Annotated in this window: 12 protein-coding genes; 6 read left to right on the top strand and 6 right to left on the bottom strand. The window is 75.1% G+C overall.

Going from position 1 to position 16,114, the window contains the following annotated elements; all coding sequences use genetic code 11:
- Positions 1–20: 20 nt before the first annotated feature.
- Positions 21–437 carry a MarR family winged helix-turn-helix transcriptional regulator gene (locus ACY1JF_RS29985; protein ID WP_462708413.1) on the top strand — a complete coding sequence of 139 codons (417 nt, stop codon included), beginning with the start codon at positions 21–23 and terminating at the stop codon, positions 435–437.
- Between the two features lie 344 nt (positions 438–781).
- On the opposite strand, the gene ACY1JF_RS29980 is transcribed toward ACY1JF_RS29985, so the two are convergent.
- Positions 782–1,351: a TetR/AcrR family transcriptional regulator gene (locus ACY1JF_RS29980; RefSeq protein WP_462708412.1), complete on the bottom strand. Its 570-nt coding sequence runs from the start codon at positions 1,349–1,351 to the stop codon at positions 782–784.
- A gap of 153 nt (positions 1,352–1,504) precedes the next feature.
- Here ACY1JF_RS29980 and ACY1JF_RS29975 point away from each other — a divergent pair, with 153 nt between their 5' ends.
- Positions 1,505–2,107: a TetR/AcrR family transcriptional regulator gene (locus ACY1JF_RS29975; protein ID WP_462708411.1), complete on the top strand. Its 603-nt coding sequence runs from the start codon at positions 1,505–1,507 to the stop codon at positions 2,105–2,107.
- A 666-nt stretch (positions 2,108–2,773) separates the two neighbouring features.
- Here the strand turns inward: ACY1JF_RS29975 and absR1 are convergent.
- Positions 2,774–3,859, bottom strand: a complete 1,086-nt coding sequence (gene absR1 / locus ACY1JF_RS29970) for a beta-glucuronidase AbsR1 (protein WP_462708410.1) — start codon at positions 3,857–3,859, stop codon at positions 2,774–2,776.
- Between the two features lie 112 nt (positions 3,860–3,971).
- Here absR1 and ACY1JF_RS29965 point away from each other — a divergent pair, with 112 nt between their 5' ends.
- Positions 3,972–5,777: a LuxR family transcriptional regulator AbsR2 gene (locus ACY1JF_RS29965; protein ID WP_462708428.1), complete on the top strand. Its 1,806-nt coding sequence runs from the start codon at positions 3,972–3,974 to the stop codon at positions 5,775–5,777.
- A 52-nt stretch (positions 5,778–5,829) separates the two neighbouring features.
- Here the strand turns inward: ACY1JF_RS29965 and ACY1JF_RS29960 are convergent, their stop codons facing one another.
- Entirely contained in the window at positions 5,830–8,526 is a 2,697-nt protein-coding gene (locus ACY1JF_RS29960; protein ID WP_462708409.1) for a CHAT domain-containing protein, read from the bottom strand.
- Between the two features lie 108 nt (positions 8,527–8,634).
- On the opposite strand from ACY1JF_RS29960, the gene ACY1JF_RS29955 reads away from it, so the two are divergent.
- The 3 genes from ACY1JF_RS29955 to ACY1JF_RS29945 are packed head-to-tail and all read left to right on the top strand — an operon-like array spanning position 8,635 to position 11,182.
- Positions 8,635–10,068 carry a S8/S53 family peptidase gene (locus ACY1JF_RS29955; RefSeq protein WP_462708408.1) on the top strand — a complete coding sequence of 478 codons (1,434 nt, stop codon included), beginning with the start codon at positions 8,635–8,637 and terminating at the stop codon, positions 10,066–10,068.
- A gap of 59 nt (positions 10,069–10,127) precedes the next feature.
- Complete coding sequence (locus ACY1JF_RS29950) at positions 10,128–10,703, top strand: RNA polymerase sigma factor (protein WP_462708407.1); 576 nt, start codon at positions 10,128–10,130, stop codon at positions 10,701–10,703.
- Entirely contained in the window at positions 10,700–11,182 is a 483-nt protein-coding gene (locus ACY1JF_RS29945) for a hypothetical protein (protein WP_462708406.1), read from the top strand. The genes ACY1JF_RS29950 and ACY1JF_RS29945 overlap by 4 nt, the downstream gene beginning before the upstream one ends.
- A gap of 202 nt (positions 11,183–11,384) precedes the next feature.
- On the opposite strand, the gene ACY1JF_RS29940 is transcribed toward ACY1JF_RS29945, so the two are convergent.
- From ACY1JF_RS29940 to ACY1JF_RS29930, 3 genes are all read right to left on the bottom strand, one after another.
- Positions 11,385–12,608, bottom strand: coding sequence for a cytochrome P450 (locus ACY1JF_RS29940; RefSeq protein ID WP_462708405.1), 1,224 nt, complete (start codon positions 12,606–12,608; stop codon positions 11,385–11,387).
- A gap of 155 nt (positions 12,609–12,763) precedes the next feature.
- Positions 12,764–13,561 (bottom strand): N-formylglutamate amidohydrolase, encoded by a 798-nt coding sequence (locus ACY1JF_RS29935; RefSeq protein ID WP_462708404.1) that lies wholly within the window; start codon positions 13,559–13,561, stop codon positions 12,764–12,766.
- Between the two features lie 101 nt (positions 13,562–13,662).
- The gene (locus tag ACY1JF_RS29930; protein ID WP_462708403.1) at positions 13,663–15,882 is read right to left on the bottom strand and encodes an NADP-dependent isocitrate dehydrogenase; all 2,220 of its coding nucleotides are present in this window, start codon (positions 15,880–15,882) and stop codon (positions 13,663–13,665) included.
- Positions 15,883–16,114: the final 232 nt, after the last annotated feature.

Genomic DNA, 16,114 nt, shown 5'->3' with positions numbered 1-16,114 from the left:
GATTCTTGACGGGGGACCGCATGCCGGTCGACGGGGCGCAGCTGTGGACGCTGAACCAGCGGCTGCTGAGTGTCGTGATGGACGCCTGCACGCCGGAACTGGCCGAGCTGGAGCTGGAGACGAAGGAGTTCTTCGTACTGGCCGAGGTGGAAGCGTCGCGGTATCCGGCCGAGATCGCCACGGCGTTGCTGCTGCCCAGGGCGAGTGTCACGGTCTACGTCCGCAACCTCGTCGCCAAGGGGTTCGTCCGGCGCGAGATCGACGACGAGGACCTGCGGCGTCACCGGCTCGTCCTGACCGGTGAGGGCGTCGAGGCACGGGACAGGGCGCTCGCCGCCCTCGCGGCGGAGTACGACCGCAGGCTGGCGAGGATCACTCCACGGGACCGCGCCGAGCTGCGGCGCATCCTCCAGGAGCTGCTCGCCCCGCCCGCCTGAGACTCACCCTCCCGAGGAAACTTCCGCCTTCTCGCCGCCTCCTGGTTCCCCGGCCTCGGCGAGCCGCTCGTCGCGGCGTGCGGAGGACCAGAAGTGGGCGCCGATCAGGACCGCGCCGATGAGGCCGGTGATCAGCTCGCTGGGGCTACGTCACGGCCGGTGGCGGCACCGAGTACGGCGGGGTCGTCGCCGCCCAGGGCGCCGCCGTACCGAGGAAGCGGATCCCAGGATTCGACGGCTCCGACCCGTTGGAAGCGGGCGTCCCCGACCGCCTGACGACCGCGATCGGCCCCGTGGCCCGCACCGTCGTCGAGACCGGCGTCACCACGCGCGGCCGGTCCGGGTCAGCCGCACGCGCCGGCGCGCAGGCCGTCGAGGATGAGGGTGAGCACGCGCCGGCGGCGTTCCCGCGACGCGGGCCCGCCACCGGTCTGCCACAGGCAGGCTCCCAGCAGCAGGACCTCGTCCGCCTCGGCGTCCGGCCGCACCTGCCGTGCCTCCTTGCCGGCGCCAAGCAGCAGGTCCAGTGCGGCGGTGGCCGGCGGACGGTCCCGGCCGCCCTGGTCGGCACGGGTGGCGGCCTCGACGGCCAGGGCCGCCACGTGCCCGCTTTGGCCGTAGGCCATGAGGTGCTCGAACCACAGGCGGAGCGCCCCCAGCGGCTCGTGCCTGGCCAGCAGGTCCGGGGCGGCGGCGACGAGTGCCTCGACCTCCTCCCGGTAGACGGCCAGCAACAGGGCCTCGCGGCTGGGGAAGTGGCGGTACAACGTTCCCTGGCCGACGCCGGACGCCTTGGCGATCGACTGAAGGCTCACGGAAGGGTCGTCGGCGAAGGCCGCGCGCGCGGTCCGCACGATGCGCGCGCGGTTCTCCCGGGCGTCCGACCGCGGTGCGCGTCGAGGGGGCTGCGTCATCCGGTGTCTTCCGTTCCGGTCTGTGGCGTGCTCACGGGGCGTCCGGGCACCCTGCCGGCCCGCACGGGAGCGAGCATCCTCGATCGCGCTCAGGGCGCCGTCATCTTCCTGTACTTGCTGGTCGTATGACAAGTATGTTGTACGATCCGGATCATGACCACCACCCGCCGCACGCAGAGACAGCGTCGCGAGGAGGCCGAAGCCGCCTTGCTCATGGCCGCCGCCGAGTTGGTCGACGAACAGGGGGTGCGCTCGCTGACGCTGGCACGCGTGGGGGAAAGAGCCGGCTACAGCCGGGGACTCGTCACCCACCACTTCGGGTCCAAGAAGGCGCTCGTCGAACGCCTGGCGCGCACGGCCCAGGCGGGATTCGTCCCCGGACTCGACGGCCTGCCGCCCGGACTGGACCGCCTCCTGCGGCTGATCGACGGCTACATCGGCGAGCTCGGCCGCATGGGCGTGCTGAACCGGGTCTTCCTCATGCTGTGGGCCGAGGCCGCCGCGGCGGCGGACCTGGCTTCCGTCTTCCGCGAGCGCGACGAGGCGTTCCGCAGCGATCTGGCCGAAGACGTGACCGCCGGGATCACCGGCGGCGAAATCCGTCCCGACGCCGCACCCGACGCGACCGCGATCGCCATCCTCGCGCAGCTCCGCGGCATCGGCATGCAGCGGCTCGTCGACCCGCGGCAGATCGACACGGAAGGGCTGCGCGCACAGGTCACCGAGCACTGGCGCAGGGCGTTGGCCCGAGCCTGAGCCCGGCGGCCCGGCTGTCGTACGGCCGCCTCCGCCACGCCCGGCACCTCCGCCGCCACCGGCCTCGCGGCGGCTGGCCAGGGCGAGGCGCCGGGCGTCGTCGACGGCGTCGGCATCGAGGCCGCCGACAATCCGCGACCGGGGTCCGACGCGGCCACGGGCCGTCCACCGGGAGGCGTACGGCGCCGGTCTCACGACACGCCGTGGACCCGTGCCGTCATCGGCGGTACGGGCGTACCGGCGGCCGCGGCGATCGGCATCGCCCGGATCGGCGCACGCGAGCGGCGGGATGACGGCCGGCAGCCGAGATCACCGTCGTGGACCGGACCGCCGCGGAGCCCGCCTTGGCCCACGCGAACCGAACGGCCGGCGGCCGGGGGCCAGGCGCTGATGGGCGCCGGGTCCGCCGACCCCCGTGCGGCGGACCCGGCGCGGCGCGGGGGGCGCCGCGGTTGCGCGCCCCCCGCGGCCCCGCGGCCGGGGCGGGCCCGCCGGGCGGGGGGGGGGGGCCCGGGGGGTGGGGGGCGCGGGGCCCGCCCCCCCCGGGGCGGCGCCCCCGCCGCGGCGCGGCCGGACCGCGTTTCCCTCCCCCGAAGGCAACGCGATCCGGCCGCTTCCCCGGCGCCGGTCAGTGGCGCTCCCCTTCCGGAGTGACGGCCCGTGCTGTCACCAGCACATGACCGCCGTCTCGCCCGGACCCCACGAGGAGTACAGGCGGACCCGGACGACGTAGCGGCGGCCCTTGACGAGCCGTGTTCTCAGTGTGGCGTTGTGCGGCGTTCCACCGTCGTCCTCGCCGACGAGGAAGCGCGGCTCGCCGTCCCGCTCCTCGAAGACCACGACGACGGCGTCGCCCTCCCCGAAGACCCCCACGGTGTAGTCGCGGGTCTCCGGCGGCTCGATGACGAGGTCGGCCTGCTCACCCGCGCCCAGCCCGAGCGGCACCGAGCGGAACGGCACCAGCGCGGACGGCCCGGAGGGAGCGGCCGGCGGGTACCAGCGCAGGACGAACTCCTTGTCGGCGGCCGAGAGCGTGCCGGGCGGGTGCAGCCCGCCGCGGTACTGCTCCGGCTCCAGGACCAGCCCGGACGGGAACGGGTACTCCATGATCGACTGCGGGTCCCAGACGACCCCGTTGACCTCGTCCGCGTCGAGCTTGCGCAGTATGTTGAAGTACGTCCGGTCCCGGCTCCAGTGGTTCGGCGGGCCGGCCAGCTCCGCGTAGACGGCTTCGTCGTCCCAGTGGATCCCGGCGAACGGGCTCTGGTGCTCGTGCAGCATCCCCAGCGCGTGCCCGATCTCGTGCAGGGCCGTGCAGCGGTCACCCGACGCGGCCAGGTCCCAGCCGAAGTTCATGGTGCGCTCGTTCAGGCCGATCCTGAGGGCGTCCCTGCCGACCGCCGACCACGACCCGTCGCCCGTCTGGAAGCCGATCCGCAGCTCGGCCTCCGACCGGTCGCCGACCTCGGTGAAGACGACTCCGATACCGAGGTCGCGCCACTCGCGGAAGCAGGAGCGCACCACTTCCCGCTGCTCCTCCCCGCCGACCCAGGACACCCGGCGCGTACGTCCCGTACCGGGGACCGTGATGACCGAGGCGTCGGTGTCGGAGTCGAAGAAGTAGTAGTGCAGCACGGTGCCGTTGACCCACATCCGCCGCCCGCCGAGGAGCGCGCCGAGCCGCTCGGCGGCCAGCCCCGGCGGCAACGCGGGGGCGGGCTGCTGCGGCAGCGAGCAGTAGCGGACGGTCATGTGATCAGCGTGCCGTCCGGGCGGCCCCGGCGCCTGAGTCGAGGGCTACTCAACTGCCCCTGTATCAGGACTGAGCAACCGGACTCTCCTTGTCGTGACGACTTTCGACGTGATGCCCCTGGAGCGGGGCGCGAGGACACCGGCGGCCGGGACCTGGCCGTTCACCGGACGCGCGGACGAACTGGAGCTGGTACGCCGGTCGGTGACCGCGGGCCGGCCCGGACTCGTGATCACCGGCCCGGCGGGCCGCGGCAAGACCCGGCTGGTCACCGAGGCCCTCCGCGGCACCGACCACGTGCGCGCGGCCGGCACCCCCGAGACCCGCCACCTGCCGTTCGCCGCCTTCGCCCACCTGCTGCCCGAATCCGTCACCCTGCACCGCGCGGTCCGACTGCTCTCCGGCGTACGGCTGCTGGTGGTGGACGACGCCCAGCTGCTGGACGACGCCTCGGCCGCCCTGGTCCACCAGCTCGCCGTGCACGGCCGCACCCGGCTGGTGGTCGTCGTGACCGACACCGCCGCCTCGCCCGGGGCGGTCTCCCGGCTGTGGACCGGCGAACTGCTGCCCCGCCTCGCCCTCGGACCACTGCCCCGCGAGGAGACCGCCGGCCTGCTCACGGCGGCCGTCGGCACCGCCCCCGAGCCGCTCACCGCCGGCCGGCTGCACCGCTTGTGCCGGGGCGACCTGCGGCTGCTGCGCGAACTGCTCGGCGCGGTCCGGGAGCAGGGGCCGCTCGGCACGGTCCCGGAGACGGGGGAGTGGACCTGGCGCGGCCCCGTGCCGGTCACCGCGACGCTGCGCGAGCGCACCGCGCCGCTCCTGGGCCGCCTCACGCCCGAGGAGCGGGAGACCCTGGAGCGGCTGGCCTTCGCCGAACCCCTGGCGCCGGCCCTGGACACCCTCGACCTGGACGTGCTGGAGCGGCTGGAGACCGAGGGCCTGGTCGAGGTCGACGACGGGCACGGCACGGTACGCCTCGCCCACCCCCTGCACGGCCCGGTGCTGCGCGCCGCCGCCGGCCGGCTGCGGGCCCGGCGGCTGACCCGCGCCCCCGGCGGCTGCGGACGGGCCCTGGAGGCGGAGACGGCCGCCCTCGTGAGGCGCGTCGAGCGGGCCGACGTACGCCACGCCGAGGCACCGGTGGGGGAGTGGCTGGTCGCCGAGGGGGCCCGGGTACCGGCCGGTGACGCGGCCGTGCGGGCCCGGTTCGCGCGGCTGCGCGGCCGGCTGCGGGAAGCCGCGGCATGGGCCCGCGAGGGGCTGCGGTCGTCCCCCGGCGACCCCGGCTGCCGCAGCGAACTCGCCCTGGTCACCGCGCAGTCGGGACAGGCCGTGTCTGACGGCGGGGTGACCGGCGGCGGGGCGGCCGTCTGGTCCGCGGCCGCGCGCGGCGACCTCGACGCGGCCCTGGCCGCTGTGGCCGACGACGCCTACGACGCCGTACGGCTCGGTGTGCCGCAGCGGGCCGCCGGGCGGCTGACCGGGGTGTTCGCCGCCCACGCGGACGCCCTCGCGCGCCGCGACGGACCGGCCCTGGACCGGGCCGCCGGAGAACTGGAGCGGCGCGGCTTCCTGCTGTTCGCGGCGGAGGCGTACGCCCAGGCGGTACGGATCCACCGCGACCCGGGCGCCGCGCGTACCGCCCGCACCCGTGCCGCCGCCCTGGCCCGCCGCTGCCAGGGCGCCCGGACCCCGGCCCTGTCCGGGCTGGTCCTCGGCGAACTCACCGCCCGGCAGCGGCAGGTCGTCACCCTCGCCGCCGCCGGACTGAGCAACCGGCAGATCGCGGAGAGACTCACCCTCTCCGTCCGCACCGTCGGCAACCACCTCTACAGCGCCTACGCCCGCCTCGGCGGCGGCGACCGGGGCGCGCTGCCGTGGCTGGTGGAGCTGCCCGGGGCGCGAGCGGCGGCCTGACCGGGCACCCGGCACACCCCGGGGCCCGGGGTCGCGAGGGGCGGCCGGCCGGTCAGGCCGCCCCGAACGCCGAGAACGCCCATCCCGTGGCCTGGTGCACCGCGTCGCCCGGCAGCGCCGCCCGCGCGTCGCGCAGGGCCTCCGCCAGCGACAGCCCGGCGTCCAGGCCCTTGTGCAACGCGAGCATCAACGGCACCACCGCCGCGTCGTTGACCGGCGCGGTGCACGCCACCACCCCGGCCGTGCCCAGCGGCAGCAGCGCGGTGACCAGGCCGAGCAGCTCGTCCGCGCCCACCGACGCGAACCGGGCGGTGTCGCAGCAGGACAGGATGATCCGGTACGGGCTGCGGTCCAGCCGTTCGAAGTCGTGCACGATGAGCGGCCCGTCGGCCATCCGCAGCGACGAGAACAACGGGCTGTCCGCCCGGAACGTGCCGTGCGCCGCGATGTGCGCCAGCGCCGCCCCGTCCAGCTCCCGCAGCACCCGGGGCACCCGGGCCCCGTCCCCCTCCAGCACCACCGGCGCACCACGCGCGAGCGGGGGCCCCGGCAGCTGGTTCCCGGACCGCCCGGAGCCGGCCCCCTCCCCGCCGGCCGGACCCGAGCGGGCCGCGCCGCCGTACCCCTCGGCCAGCGGCGGGACCTCCGCGCCGCCGCTGGCCAGCCCCGGACCGCGGACCAGCACGTACCGGCCGCCGTACGGCGGCGCCGTCTCCCGGGCGCGCAGCCAGCTGGTCGCCGACGGCGAGACGCTCAGCACCCGGTCGCGCAGCGCGGGCAGCAGCGCCCACGGCACCCGGTGCAGCCGGCCCGGCGGTACCACCACGACCGGACCCGTACCGAGGTGCGCCGCCGCCGGACCGAGCAGCAGTTCCTCCAGACGGCGCCCGGCCGCCTCCACCACCGGCAGCCGGGCCTCCGCACCGGGATGGGCCAGCCGCCGCAGCCCGGCCTGGACGTGCTCGGCCTCCCGCTCCGCCTCCGCCAGCGGCCCCGCCTCGAACCGCCGCACCCGCCCCTGCCCGCACAGCAGCACCTGCACCCGCCCGTCGAGCACCGCCAGCTCCACCAGCCGTACGTCGTCCCCCAGCGCAGCCAGCAGCCGGCCGACGTCGAACCGGTCGCCGCCGCCCGGCGCCTCCCCGCGCATGTGCAGGGTCCGCGCGCGGATCTCCCGCTCCAGGCGCCGCTGTTCGCGCTCCAGCGCCGCCACCGGACGGCCCTCCATGCGGGCCTCCTCGGCCCGCGCGGCGATCTCCCGGAACGCCGTCAGATCGCTGAGCAGCACGGGGTCGGCCGGCGGCCGGGCCGGCGGCGCCGTCAGCACCGTCGCCCGCCACCGCTCGCTCCACACCAGCAGCCGCCGCGGCCCGCCCGAGGCCAGCGACGCCTCCTGCGCCAGCGCCGCCAGCTCCGCGCCCTGCGCGGTGGCCCGGGCCCGCAGCTCCGAGGCCCCGAGCGTCATCCGGTGGTCGTCCAGCACGTCCAGACCGCGCCGGCACGCCTCCAGCACCCCGCGCGTGGAACCGGCCGCCCGGGCCCGCAGCGCCTGCGCCGCCCAGCCCGTCATCCGGGCCAGCGGCGGACCGCTGCGCCGGCTGCGCGCGGCGAGGGCCAGGTGCCGTTCCGCGTCCGCCGTCCACCCCAGGTCCAGCGCGATCCGCCCGGCCAGCAGCGACGCCTCCGGCGCGGCCGGCGCCCCGAAGGCGGCCAGCTTCTCCGCCACCGCCGCCGCGTCCGCGACCAGCCGCCCCGACCCCCGCCCGGCCGCCACCCGCGCCTCGATCAGCACCAGCCGGGCGTGCGTCTCGTACCAGGTGCGCCGCTGCGCCGCGAACAGCCGCACCGCGACGGCCGCCCGCGCCACCGCGGTCTGCGCGTCACCCGCCAGCCGCGCCGCCCTCGCCGCCACCAGCAGCAGCTCCGCCTTGCGGGTGGACTGCCCGCCGATGCCGTCCAGGACGGCGATCGCCTGATCGACCTCGGCCAGCGCCTCCGGCGCCAGCCCGGCCGCCATCATGACCTCGCTGCGCCGGATGTTCAGCATGAACATGGGCGTGCCCAGCGCCGCGTACCGCTCGCTCGCCTCGTCGAGGAGCCGCAGCGCGGCCGGTACGTCCCCGGACCGGAACGCGGCCAGCCCCCGGCTCTCCACCGCGTCCGCCTTGTCGTGTTCCTGGTCCGTGGTGCCCCACAGCTCCTCCGCCGCCGCGAAGTCGGCCTCCGCCCGCTCCACCGCGCCCAGCGCCAGGTGCACGGTGGCCCGCAGCGTCAGCGCCCGCGCCGTCCAGATGACGTCGCCGGCCTGCCGCAGCACGACTATCGCCCGCCGTACGTCCTCCAGCGCCTGACCGTGCCGGCCCAGCACCCACCACACGTACGCCCGCCGGTACAGCACCCGCGCCCGGGTGTGCCCGGTCCCGCGCGCCACGCCCCGCTCGAAGGCGGCCAGCCCCTGCCGGGTGCGGCCCGTGTGCACCAGGGCCACCCCCAGGGTGGCCAGGACGTCCGCCTCTCTTTCGGGTGAATCAGCCCGGGCCGCCAGATCGCGGGCACGCCGCAGATGGGCCAGGGCCAGGCGGGTGTCGCCGAAGTCCCGCTGCCAGATGCCGATCACCTGGTGGGCGATCGAGGCGTGCAGCGGCGGCGGGGCGGCGTCCAGCAGCCCCTCCGCCCTCGCCAGTGCCTCGTTCGGGGCCGCGAACACCATCGGCAGCAGTTCGAAGACCGCGTCGCTTCCCGCTGTCACCTCAAGGATGGTAGTGGCAGCGCGCCACGCCACACAGGTGCGGGTGTGTATCAATCACCTGTCTCCGGGCTCTGAATGACGAACGCCGCCTCAGGGGGAGGATCCGCCATGGCACCACAGCGATTCCGCGAGCAGTTCGACCACATCCAGCGCTCGATGCCCGACGTCCCACTGGCGATGGGCCCCGACGACTCCGCGGAGTTCCTCTACGAGAAGGGCGTCGTCCTCGCCCGCGACGGCGAGGAGGCGCGGATCGTCGAGGAGACCGTGCGGGAGCACTTCACCGCCGTCCCCGGGCTGAACGCCGACCATGTGCGCCGCGCGAGCCGGGAGACCAACCGCTGTGGCATCACCCGTATCCAGGTCGGCGACCCCGGCGAGGGCGGCGGCGCCGGCGACCCGGCCGTCGCCGGCGCCCTGCGGTCGCTGCGCGCCGCCGAGGGCCGCGCCCGGCGCCGCCTGGTCAGCCGCAACCACGTGGTGCACATCGCCGTCAACGCCTGCCCCGGCGACGAACCCGTCCCGGTGCCCCGCACCGAACCGCCCAACCCGGCGGCGGCCACCACGCCGTACGACCCCGGCTCCGCGGTCGGCGTCCTCGTCATCGACACCGGCCTCACCCGCGACCACCGCTCCTGCCCGCTGCTCGCCCACACCCGGGGCGACCTCCAGGTCCAGGAGTGCGACGACGCCGGCGTCCTGCTGCAGTACGCCGGCCACGGCACCTTCATCGCGGGGCTCCTCGCGGCCGTGGCGCCCAACACCGACATCACCGTGCGCAACACCCTCAACGACGCCGGGGCGATCCTGGAGTCCGAGTTCGGCGAAAAGCTGTTCGAGGCCGTCGACCGGGACGGCTGGCCCGACGTCATCAGCCTCTCCGCCGGCACCTCCAACGGCCGCACCGACGGCCTGCTCGGCGTGCACGCCTTCATGGAGGAACTGCGCACGCGCGACACCCTGCTGGTCGCCGCCGCCGGCAACAACGGCAGCTCCACGCCGTTCTGGCCCGCCGCCTACGCCGACCTGCCCGGCTGGGAGGACTCCGTGCTGTCGGTCGGCGCGCTGCGCGCCGACGGCGAGGGCGGCGCCTGCTTCTCCAACCACGGCCCCTGGGTCAAGGCCTACGCCCCCGGCGAGCGCCTCACCAGCGCCCTCACGGGCTTCGACACCCCCGTCCCGTACGTCTACCAGCACTCCACCTACGACGCCTGCCGGTACGGCTCCGCCTACGCCTGCACCTGCCAGGCGCCCCGGCACACCGGCCTGCTGAGCGAGCCGGGCGAGGCAGCCGCCAAGCCGGAACAGGTGATGTTCGAAGGGAACGCACAGTGGAGCGGCACCTCGTTCGCCACCCCCGTCGTCGCCGGCCTGGTCGCCGCGCACATGACGGCGCACCGGGAACCCGACGCGCGCGCGGCCCAAGGACAGCTCCTGGCGTCGAACACCGCGTACACCGAGGTGCGCGGCGCCCCTGTACCGGCGCTGCTGCCGCCCACCTGGCGACCGGTCCCCGTCGAGCCCCCGGCCGACGGGGCGTGAGGGGCGGAACGGCCCCCTCCACGGCGTACGATGACGTTTCGTACACGAGGGGTGGGGCCGTGGACCGTACAGATGTCGGGGCGCTCGTCCAGTCCGCCGCCGACGGTGACGCGGCGGCCTGGAAGGCGCTGGTGGAAGGGCTGGGCCCGCTGGTGTGGTCCGTGGCGCGGGCGCACCGGCTGTCCGACGCGGACGCCCACGAGGTCTACCAGACCGCCTGGTTCCGCTTCGCCCAGCACCTGGGGCGCATCCGGGAACCGGAGAAGGCGGGCTCCTGGCTGGCCAGCACCGCGCGCAACGAGTGCCTGAAGGTGCTCAAGGCGGCCCGCCGGTGGACGCCGACGGACGATCCGCAGCTGCTCGACCGGGTGAGCGAGGACCTCACGCCGGAGGAGGCGGTGCTCGACTCCGAGGAGGCCGCCGCCCAGAGCGAGCGCGTCCGGTGGCTGTGGCAGGAGTTCGAGGAACTGGGCGATCGGTGCAGGCAGTTGCTGCGCGTGCTGATGGCGTCGCCGCCGCCCAGCTATCAGGAGGTGGCGGCGGCGCTGGACATCGCCGTCGGCAGCATCGGACCGACGCGTCAGCGCTGTCTGAGGCGCCTGCGGGCGCGACTGGAAGCCCGGGGGGCGGCATGAGCGGCATGAACGGCGCGAGGACGGACGGCGACGGACCGGACGACGGGTTCGACGACGCCCTGCTGGAGGAGGAGCTGCGCCAGGCGGCCGCCGTCCTGGACCCGATACCGGCCGAGCTGAGCCGGATCGCCGTGGAGGCGTTCGCGCTGCGCGACCTGGACGCCGGACTCGCCGAGCTGACGTTCGACTCGCTCGTCGACGCCCTGCCCGTCCGGGGGGAGACGGACCCGCCGCGGATGCTGACCTTCCGCGCCGGGGAGGTGAGCCTGGACGTCGAGGTGAGCGCGGAGGGCCTGTTCGGACAGGTGATGCCGCCGCAGCCGGCCCGGATCGAGGTGCTGAGCGGCCCGCAGACGGCCCGGTCGCTCACGGCCGACGACATGGGACGGTTCACCGGCGAGGCGCCGCCGTCCGGCCCGTTCGCGCTGCGGCTGCGGGCCGGCGGGGAGGTCGTCGTCACCGAGTGGCTGCGCGCCTGAGCCCAGGGGGCCGCGAGGTCGCGTCGTGCGCCCGGAGGGCGGGCCCCGCGGTGTCGTCGGGCGCGTGCTCCCGGCGTGCCGGGCGGACGCCCGCGTACCGGTGGTACCCGGGTGTCCGCCCGGTGCGGCGAGCGGGGGTGCCCCCGGCGGGGGGCGGGCCAGGCGTCGCGAGGCGGGCGCGGCCTCGCGGGCACCCCCTGGGTCACCAGGTGCAGGGCAGGGTCCGCGGGCCGCGGATCATGGTCCGGCGCCGCCAGGCCACCTGCTCGGGGCCGCCCGCCAGCCGCAGCCCGGGCAGCCGGTCCAGCAGCGTGCCGACGAGGAGTTCCAGCTGCAGCCGGGCGAGCACGGCGCCGGTGCAGTAGTGCGGCCCGTTGCCGAAGGCCAGGTGCGGGCTCGCGTCCCGGCCGGGGTCGATCCGGTCCGGGTCGGGGAAGACGTCCGGGTCGCGGTTGGCGGCCAGGTAGGAGACGTAGACGGGGTCGCCCGCGCGGATGCGGTGGCCGCGCAGTTCGACGTCCTGGCGGGCGATCCGGGCCAGGCCCACCGAGGAGCGGTGCGGGATCCAGCGCAGCAGTTCGTCCAGGACGGCGTCCCGCTCCTGAGGCCGTTCCCGCGTCCGGGCCATCAGCTCGGGGCGGGTGAGCAGCAGGTACAGCATCTGGCCGCAGTTGTGGGTGACGGCCTCGCCGCCGATCTGCAGCGGCCCGGCCAGCCCGATCGCCTCCTGTTCGGTGACCTCGCCGCGCGCGACGGCGGCGCCGAGCAACGAGTAGACGTCCTCGCCGGGATCGTGGGCGCGGGCCCGGACGGTCTCGGTGATCCAGCCGTACAGACTGTTCTTGGCCCGCTCGGCGCCCTCGACCCCGCCCGAGGTGGAGATGATCTCCCGGGTCCAGGAGTGCACCCGCTCCCGGTCGGCGGCCGGCACCCCCATCACCTCGCTGACGACGGCGATCGGGAAGGGTTCGAGGACCCGCTCGACCAGGTCCGCGGGCGGACCGTCCCGCACCACGCCGTCCACCAGGGCGTCCAGCATTTCCTGTGCCCGGGGCCGCAGCCGCTTCACCGCGCCCACGGTGAACGCCCCGGCGACCGCCCGCCGCAGCCGGTTGTGGTCGGGCTGGTCGGCGAAGGCGAGCGAGCCGGGGCGGGGCTTGAAGTGCGGCGCCATCCGCGTCACCTGACGGCGCGTCACCTCCGACCGCTCGAACCGCGGATCGTTGGTGATCAGCTTCACGTCCTCGTGCCGGGTGGCCAGCCAGGCCCAGCCCTCGCCGTGCGGCAGCCGGATGCGGGTCAGCGGGCCCTCGCGCATCAGCTCGGCGAGGACCGGGTCGAAGTCCGTACCGTCCAGGTCGAGCGCGGGCCAGTCCCGCACCGGGGGCGGGTTCCGTTCGGTGAGCGTGCTGGTTTCCTGCGTCATTCCCCCACCCTCGCCGGACGGGGGACCCGTGTCGCGCGGGAGTGCTCCAGCCGGAGGGCGGCCGGGGGCGGGCCGGCCGGAGGGCGGGCCGGCGGGGCGGGCGCGGACCGTGGCGGCCGGTTCGGCCGGTTCGGCCGGAGAGCGTGCTGGCCGGTTCAGCCGGAGACCGCGTCGACGAGGGCGGCCAGGGCCGTGGCCAGCCGGGACAGGCCGGGGCCCGCCGGACCGCCCGGCTCGGTCATGTACATGTCCCGGCGGATCTCCACCATCAGCGCGCCGACCTCGGCCCGCTTCCCGTAGAAGTCCAGCGGTACGTACGTCCCGCTGAAGGGGCTGTCCAGCCCCGTCTCCCCGCACGGCGCGAACGCCTTCCGGGCCGCGGCGAGCAGTTCCGGCGAGGTGTGGAAGCCGTCCGTGCCCAGGCAGACCGGCGGACGCGGTCCCGCACCGTGCAGCTCGTAGGGGAGCGGCTCGGTGGGGTACGAGTGCACGTCGATGATCACCGCGCGCCCGGTGGCGGCGAGCCGGCCGGCCACCGCCTCGGTCATCGCCCGCGCGTACGGCCGGAAGTACCGCCCGATCAGCGGCTCCGGGTCGGTGCCGTCGGCCCGCAGGACCTCACGGTGCGAGGTCCGCGTGTACACGGCGCCCATCCCGACGGCCGTCATCTCCTCCCGTTCGTCCGGGAACCGCTCGGGGTCGACGACCAGCCGCGACACCTGGTTGACGAACCGCCAGGGGGTGAGGCCGGCCAGACCGGCCGCCGCCTCGGCGATCCGTGCCGTGTGCGAGTCGGTCATGTGGTCCAGCTCCCGTTCCAGCGCCTCGTCGTCCAGGACGATGCCGGGGCGGACGTCGGCCGGTACGTGCCGTGAGGAGTGCGGCACGTGGAGGATCACGGGGGACGCGGGGGCGCCGGGGACGAGCGTGCAGGACGTCGGGGCGTCGGTCATGGGGGGCTGCTCCGCGGGGAGGTGGTGGGGTGCGGCAGACGGACACCCCGCCTCCGCACGGGCGGGGACGGGGTGTCGGCTGCCTTCGGGCCGGGTGAGGATCAGGCGAGGGACGCCAGCGCCTCGTTCCAGGTCGCCGACGGGCGCATGACCTCGGCGGCCCTGGCCGGGTCGGGCTGGTAGTAGCCGCCGATCTCGGCGGGCTTGCCCTGGACGGCGTTCAGCTCCTCGACGATCTTCGCCTCATTGGCCGTGAGCGTCTCGGCGAGCGGGGCGAAGACCTTGGCCAGCTCCGCGTCGTCGGTCTGTGCGGCCAGCTCCTGGGCCCAGTACAGGGACAGGTAGAAGTGGCTGCCGCGGTTGTCGATGCCGCCGACACGGCGGGTCGGGGACTTGTCCTCGTTGAGGAAGGTCGCCGTCGCGCGGTCCAGGGCGTCCGCGAGGACCTTGGCGCGGGTGTTGCCGGTGGTCTCGGCGAACTGCTCCAGGGACGGCACCAGCGCGAAGAACTCACCGAGGGAGTCCCAGCGCAGGTAGTTCTCCTTGACCAGCTGCTGCACGTGCTTGGGCGCGCTGCCGCCGGCGCCCGTCTCGAACAGGCCGCCGCCCGCCATCAGCGGGACCACCGACAGCATCTTGGCGCTGGTGCCCAGCTCCAGGATGGGGAAGAGGTCGGTGAGGTAGTCGCGCAGCACGTTGCCGGTGACCGAGATGGTGTTCTCGCCGCGGCGGATGCGCTCCACCGACAGCCTGGTCGCCTCCACCGGGTTCAGGATCCGGATGTCCAGGCCCTCGGTGTCGTGCTCCGACAGGTACTCCTCGACCTTGGCGATCAGGTTGGCGTCGTGGGCGCGGCCCTCGTCCAGCCAGAAGACGGCCGGGTCGCCGGTGGCGCGGGCGCGGGTGACGGCGAGCTTCACCCAGTCGCGGATCGGGGCGTCCTTGGTCTGGCAGGCGCGGAAGATGTCGCCGGCGGAGACCGCCTGCTCCAGGACGGCGTTGCCGTCGGCGTCGACCAGGCGGACCGTGCCGGTCGCGGGGATCTCGAAGGTCTTGTCGTGGCTGCCGTACTCCTCGGCCTTCTGCGCCATGAGGCCGACGTTCGGGACCGAGCCCATGGTGGAGGGGTCGTAGGCGCCGTTGGCGCGGCAGTCGTCGATGACGGCCTGGTACACGCCGGCGTAGGAGGAGTCCGGGATGACGGCGAGGGTGTCGTGCTCCTGGCCGTCGGGGCTCCACATGTGGCCGGAGGTGCGGATCATGGCCGGCATGGAGGCGTCGATGATGACGTCGGAGGGCACGTGCAGGTTGGTGATGCCCTTGTCGGAGTCGACCATCGCCAGCTCTGGCCCCTCGGCCAGCTCGGCGTCGAAGGACGCCTTGATCTCGGCGCCCTCGGGCAGGGACTCCAGGCCCTTGTAGATGCCGCCCAGACCGTCGTTCGGGGTGAGGCCGGCCGCGGCGAGCGTCTCGCCGTACTTCGCGAAGGTCTTCGGGAAGAAGGCGCGCACCACGTGACCGAAGATGATCGGGTCGGAGACCTTCATCATCGTGGCCTTCAGGTGCACGGAGTACAGGATGCCCTCGGCCTTGGCGCGGGCGATCTGCGCGGTGAGGAACTCGCGCAGCGCGGCGACGCGCAGCACGGAGGCGTCGACGACCTCGCCCTTCTTCACCGGGACGGACTCGCGCAGCACCGTGGTGGTGCCGTCGTCGCCGGCCAGCTCGATGCGCAGCGTGCCGTCCTCGGCGATGACCACGGACTTCTCGGTGGAGCGGAAGTCGTTCTCGCCCATGGTCGCCACGTTGGTCTTGGACTCGGCGGTCCAGGCGCCCATGCGGTGCGGGTGGGTCTTGGCGTAGTTCTTGACCGAGGCGGGGGCGCGGCGGTCGGAGTTGCCCTCGCGCAGGACCGGGTTGACCGCGGAGCCCTTGACCTTGTCGTAGCGGGCGCGGATGTCGCGCTCCTCGTCGGTCTTCGGGTCGTCCGGGTAGTCGGGCAGCGCGTAGCCCTGGGCCTGCAGCTCGGCGACGGCGGCCTTGAGCTGCGGGATCGACGCCGAGATGTTCGGCAGCTTGATGATGTTGGCCGCGGGGGTCTTGGCCAGCTCGCCCAGCTCGGCGAGGGCGTCCGGGACGCGCTGGTCCTCGGTGAGGTACTCCGGGAACACGGCGATGATGCGTCCGGCCAGCGAGATGTCCCGGGTCTCCACGGGGACACCCGCCTGCGAGGCGTACGCCCGGACCACCGGCAGGAAGGAATACGTCGCCAGGGCCGGGGCCTCGTCAGTGTGCGTATAGATGATGGTCGAGTCAGTCACCGGGTGCTCCGCTCCACTGTCTGCAACATTGCTCGACATCAAGATATCTCGTGACGGGCCTGGTCTCGACAGGGGTCCGCCGCACGGTTCCCGGCGCGGAGTCGACGGGTGCCGGCGGGTGCCGGAGGGAGCAGGCGGGGGCCCGGGGCGCCCCCCCCGCGCCCCCCCCCGGGGCGGCGTGGGGGCGCCGGGGCGCGGCCCCCACGCCCCCGCGCGGCGGGGGGGCGAACCC

The organism is Streptomyces sp. SYSU D01066-1, from assembly GCF_054956795.1.
Note: the sequence above shows the minus strand (reverse complement) of the source record. Positions and strands in the feature narration are given on the sequence as shown.

Coding starts and splice junctions, on each gene's coding strand:
- ACY1JF_RS29940 (WP_462708405.1), bottom strand. CDS start 12,608: ATGACGCAGGAAACCAGCACGCTCACCGAACGGAACCCGCCCCCGGTG.
- ACY1JF_RS29955 (WP_462708408.1), top strand. CDS start 8,635: ATGGCACCACAGCGATTCCGCGAGCAGTTCGACCACATCCAGCGCTCG.
- ACY1JF_RS29945 (WP_462708406.1), top strand. CDS start 10,700: ATGAGCGGCATGAACGGCGCGAGGACGGACGGCGACGGACCGGACGAC.
- ACY1JF_RS29980 (WP_462708412.1), bottom strand. CDS start 1,351: ATGACGCAGCCCCCTCGACGCGCACCGCGGTCGGACGCCCGGGAGAAC.
- absR1 (WP_462708410.1), bottom strand. CDS start 3,859: ATGACCGTCCGCTACTGCTCGCTGCCGCAGCAGCCCGCCCCCGCGTTG.
- ACY1JF_RS29975 (WP_462708411.1), top strand. CDS start 1,505: ATGACCACCACCCGCCGCACGCAGAGACAGCGTCGCGAGGAGGCCGAA.
- ACY1JF_RS29965 (WP_462708428.1), top strand. CDS start 3,972: ATGCCCCTGGAGCGGGGCGCGAGGACACCGGCGGCCGGGACCTGGCCG.
- ACY1JF_RS29935 (WP_462708404.1), bottom strand. CDS start 13,561: ATGACCGACGCCCCGACGTCCTGCACGCTCGTCCCCGGCGCCCCCGCG.
- ACY1JF_RS29985 (WP_462708413.1), top strand. CDS start 21: ATGCCGGTCGACGGGGCGCAGCTGTGGACGCTGAACCAGCGGCTGCTG.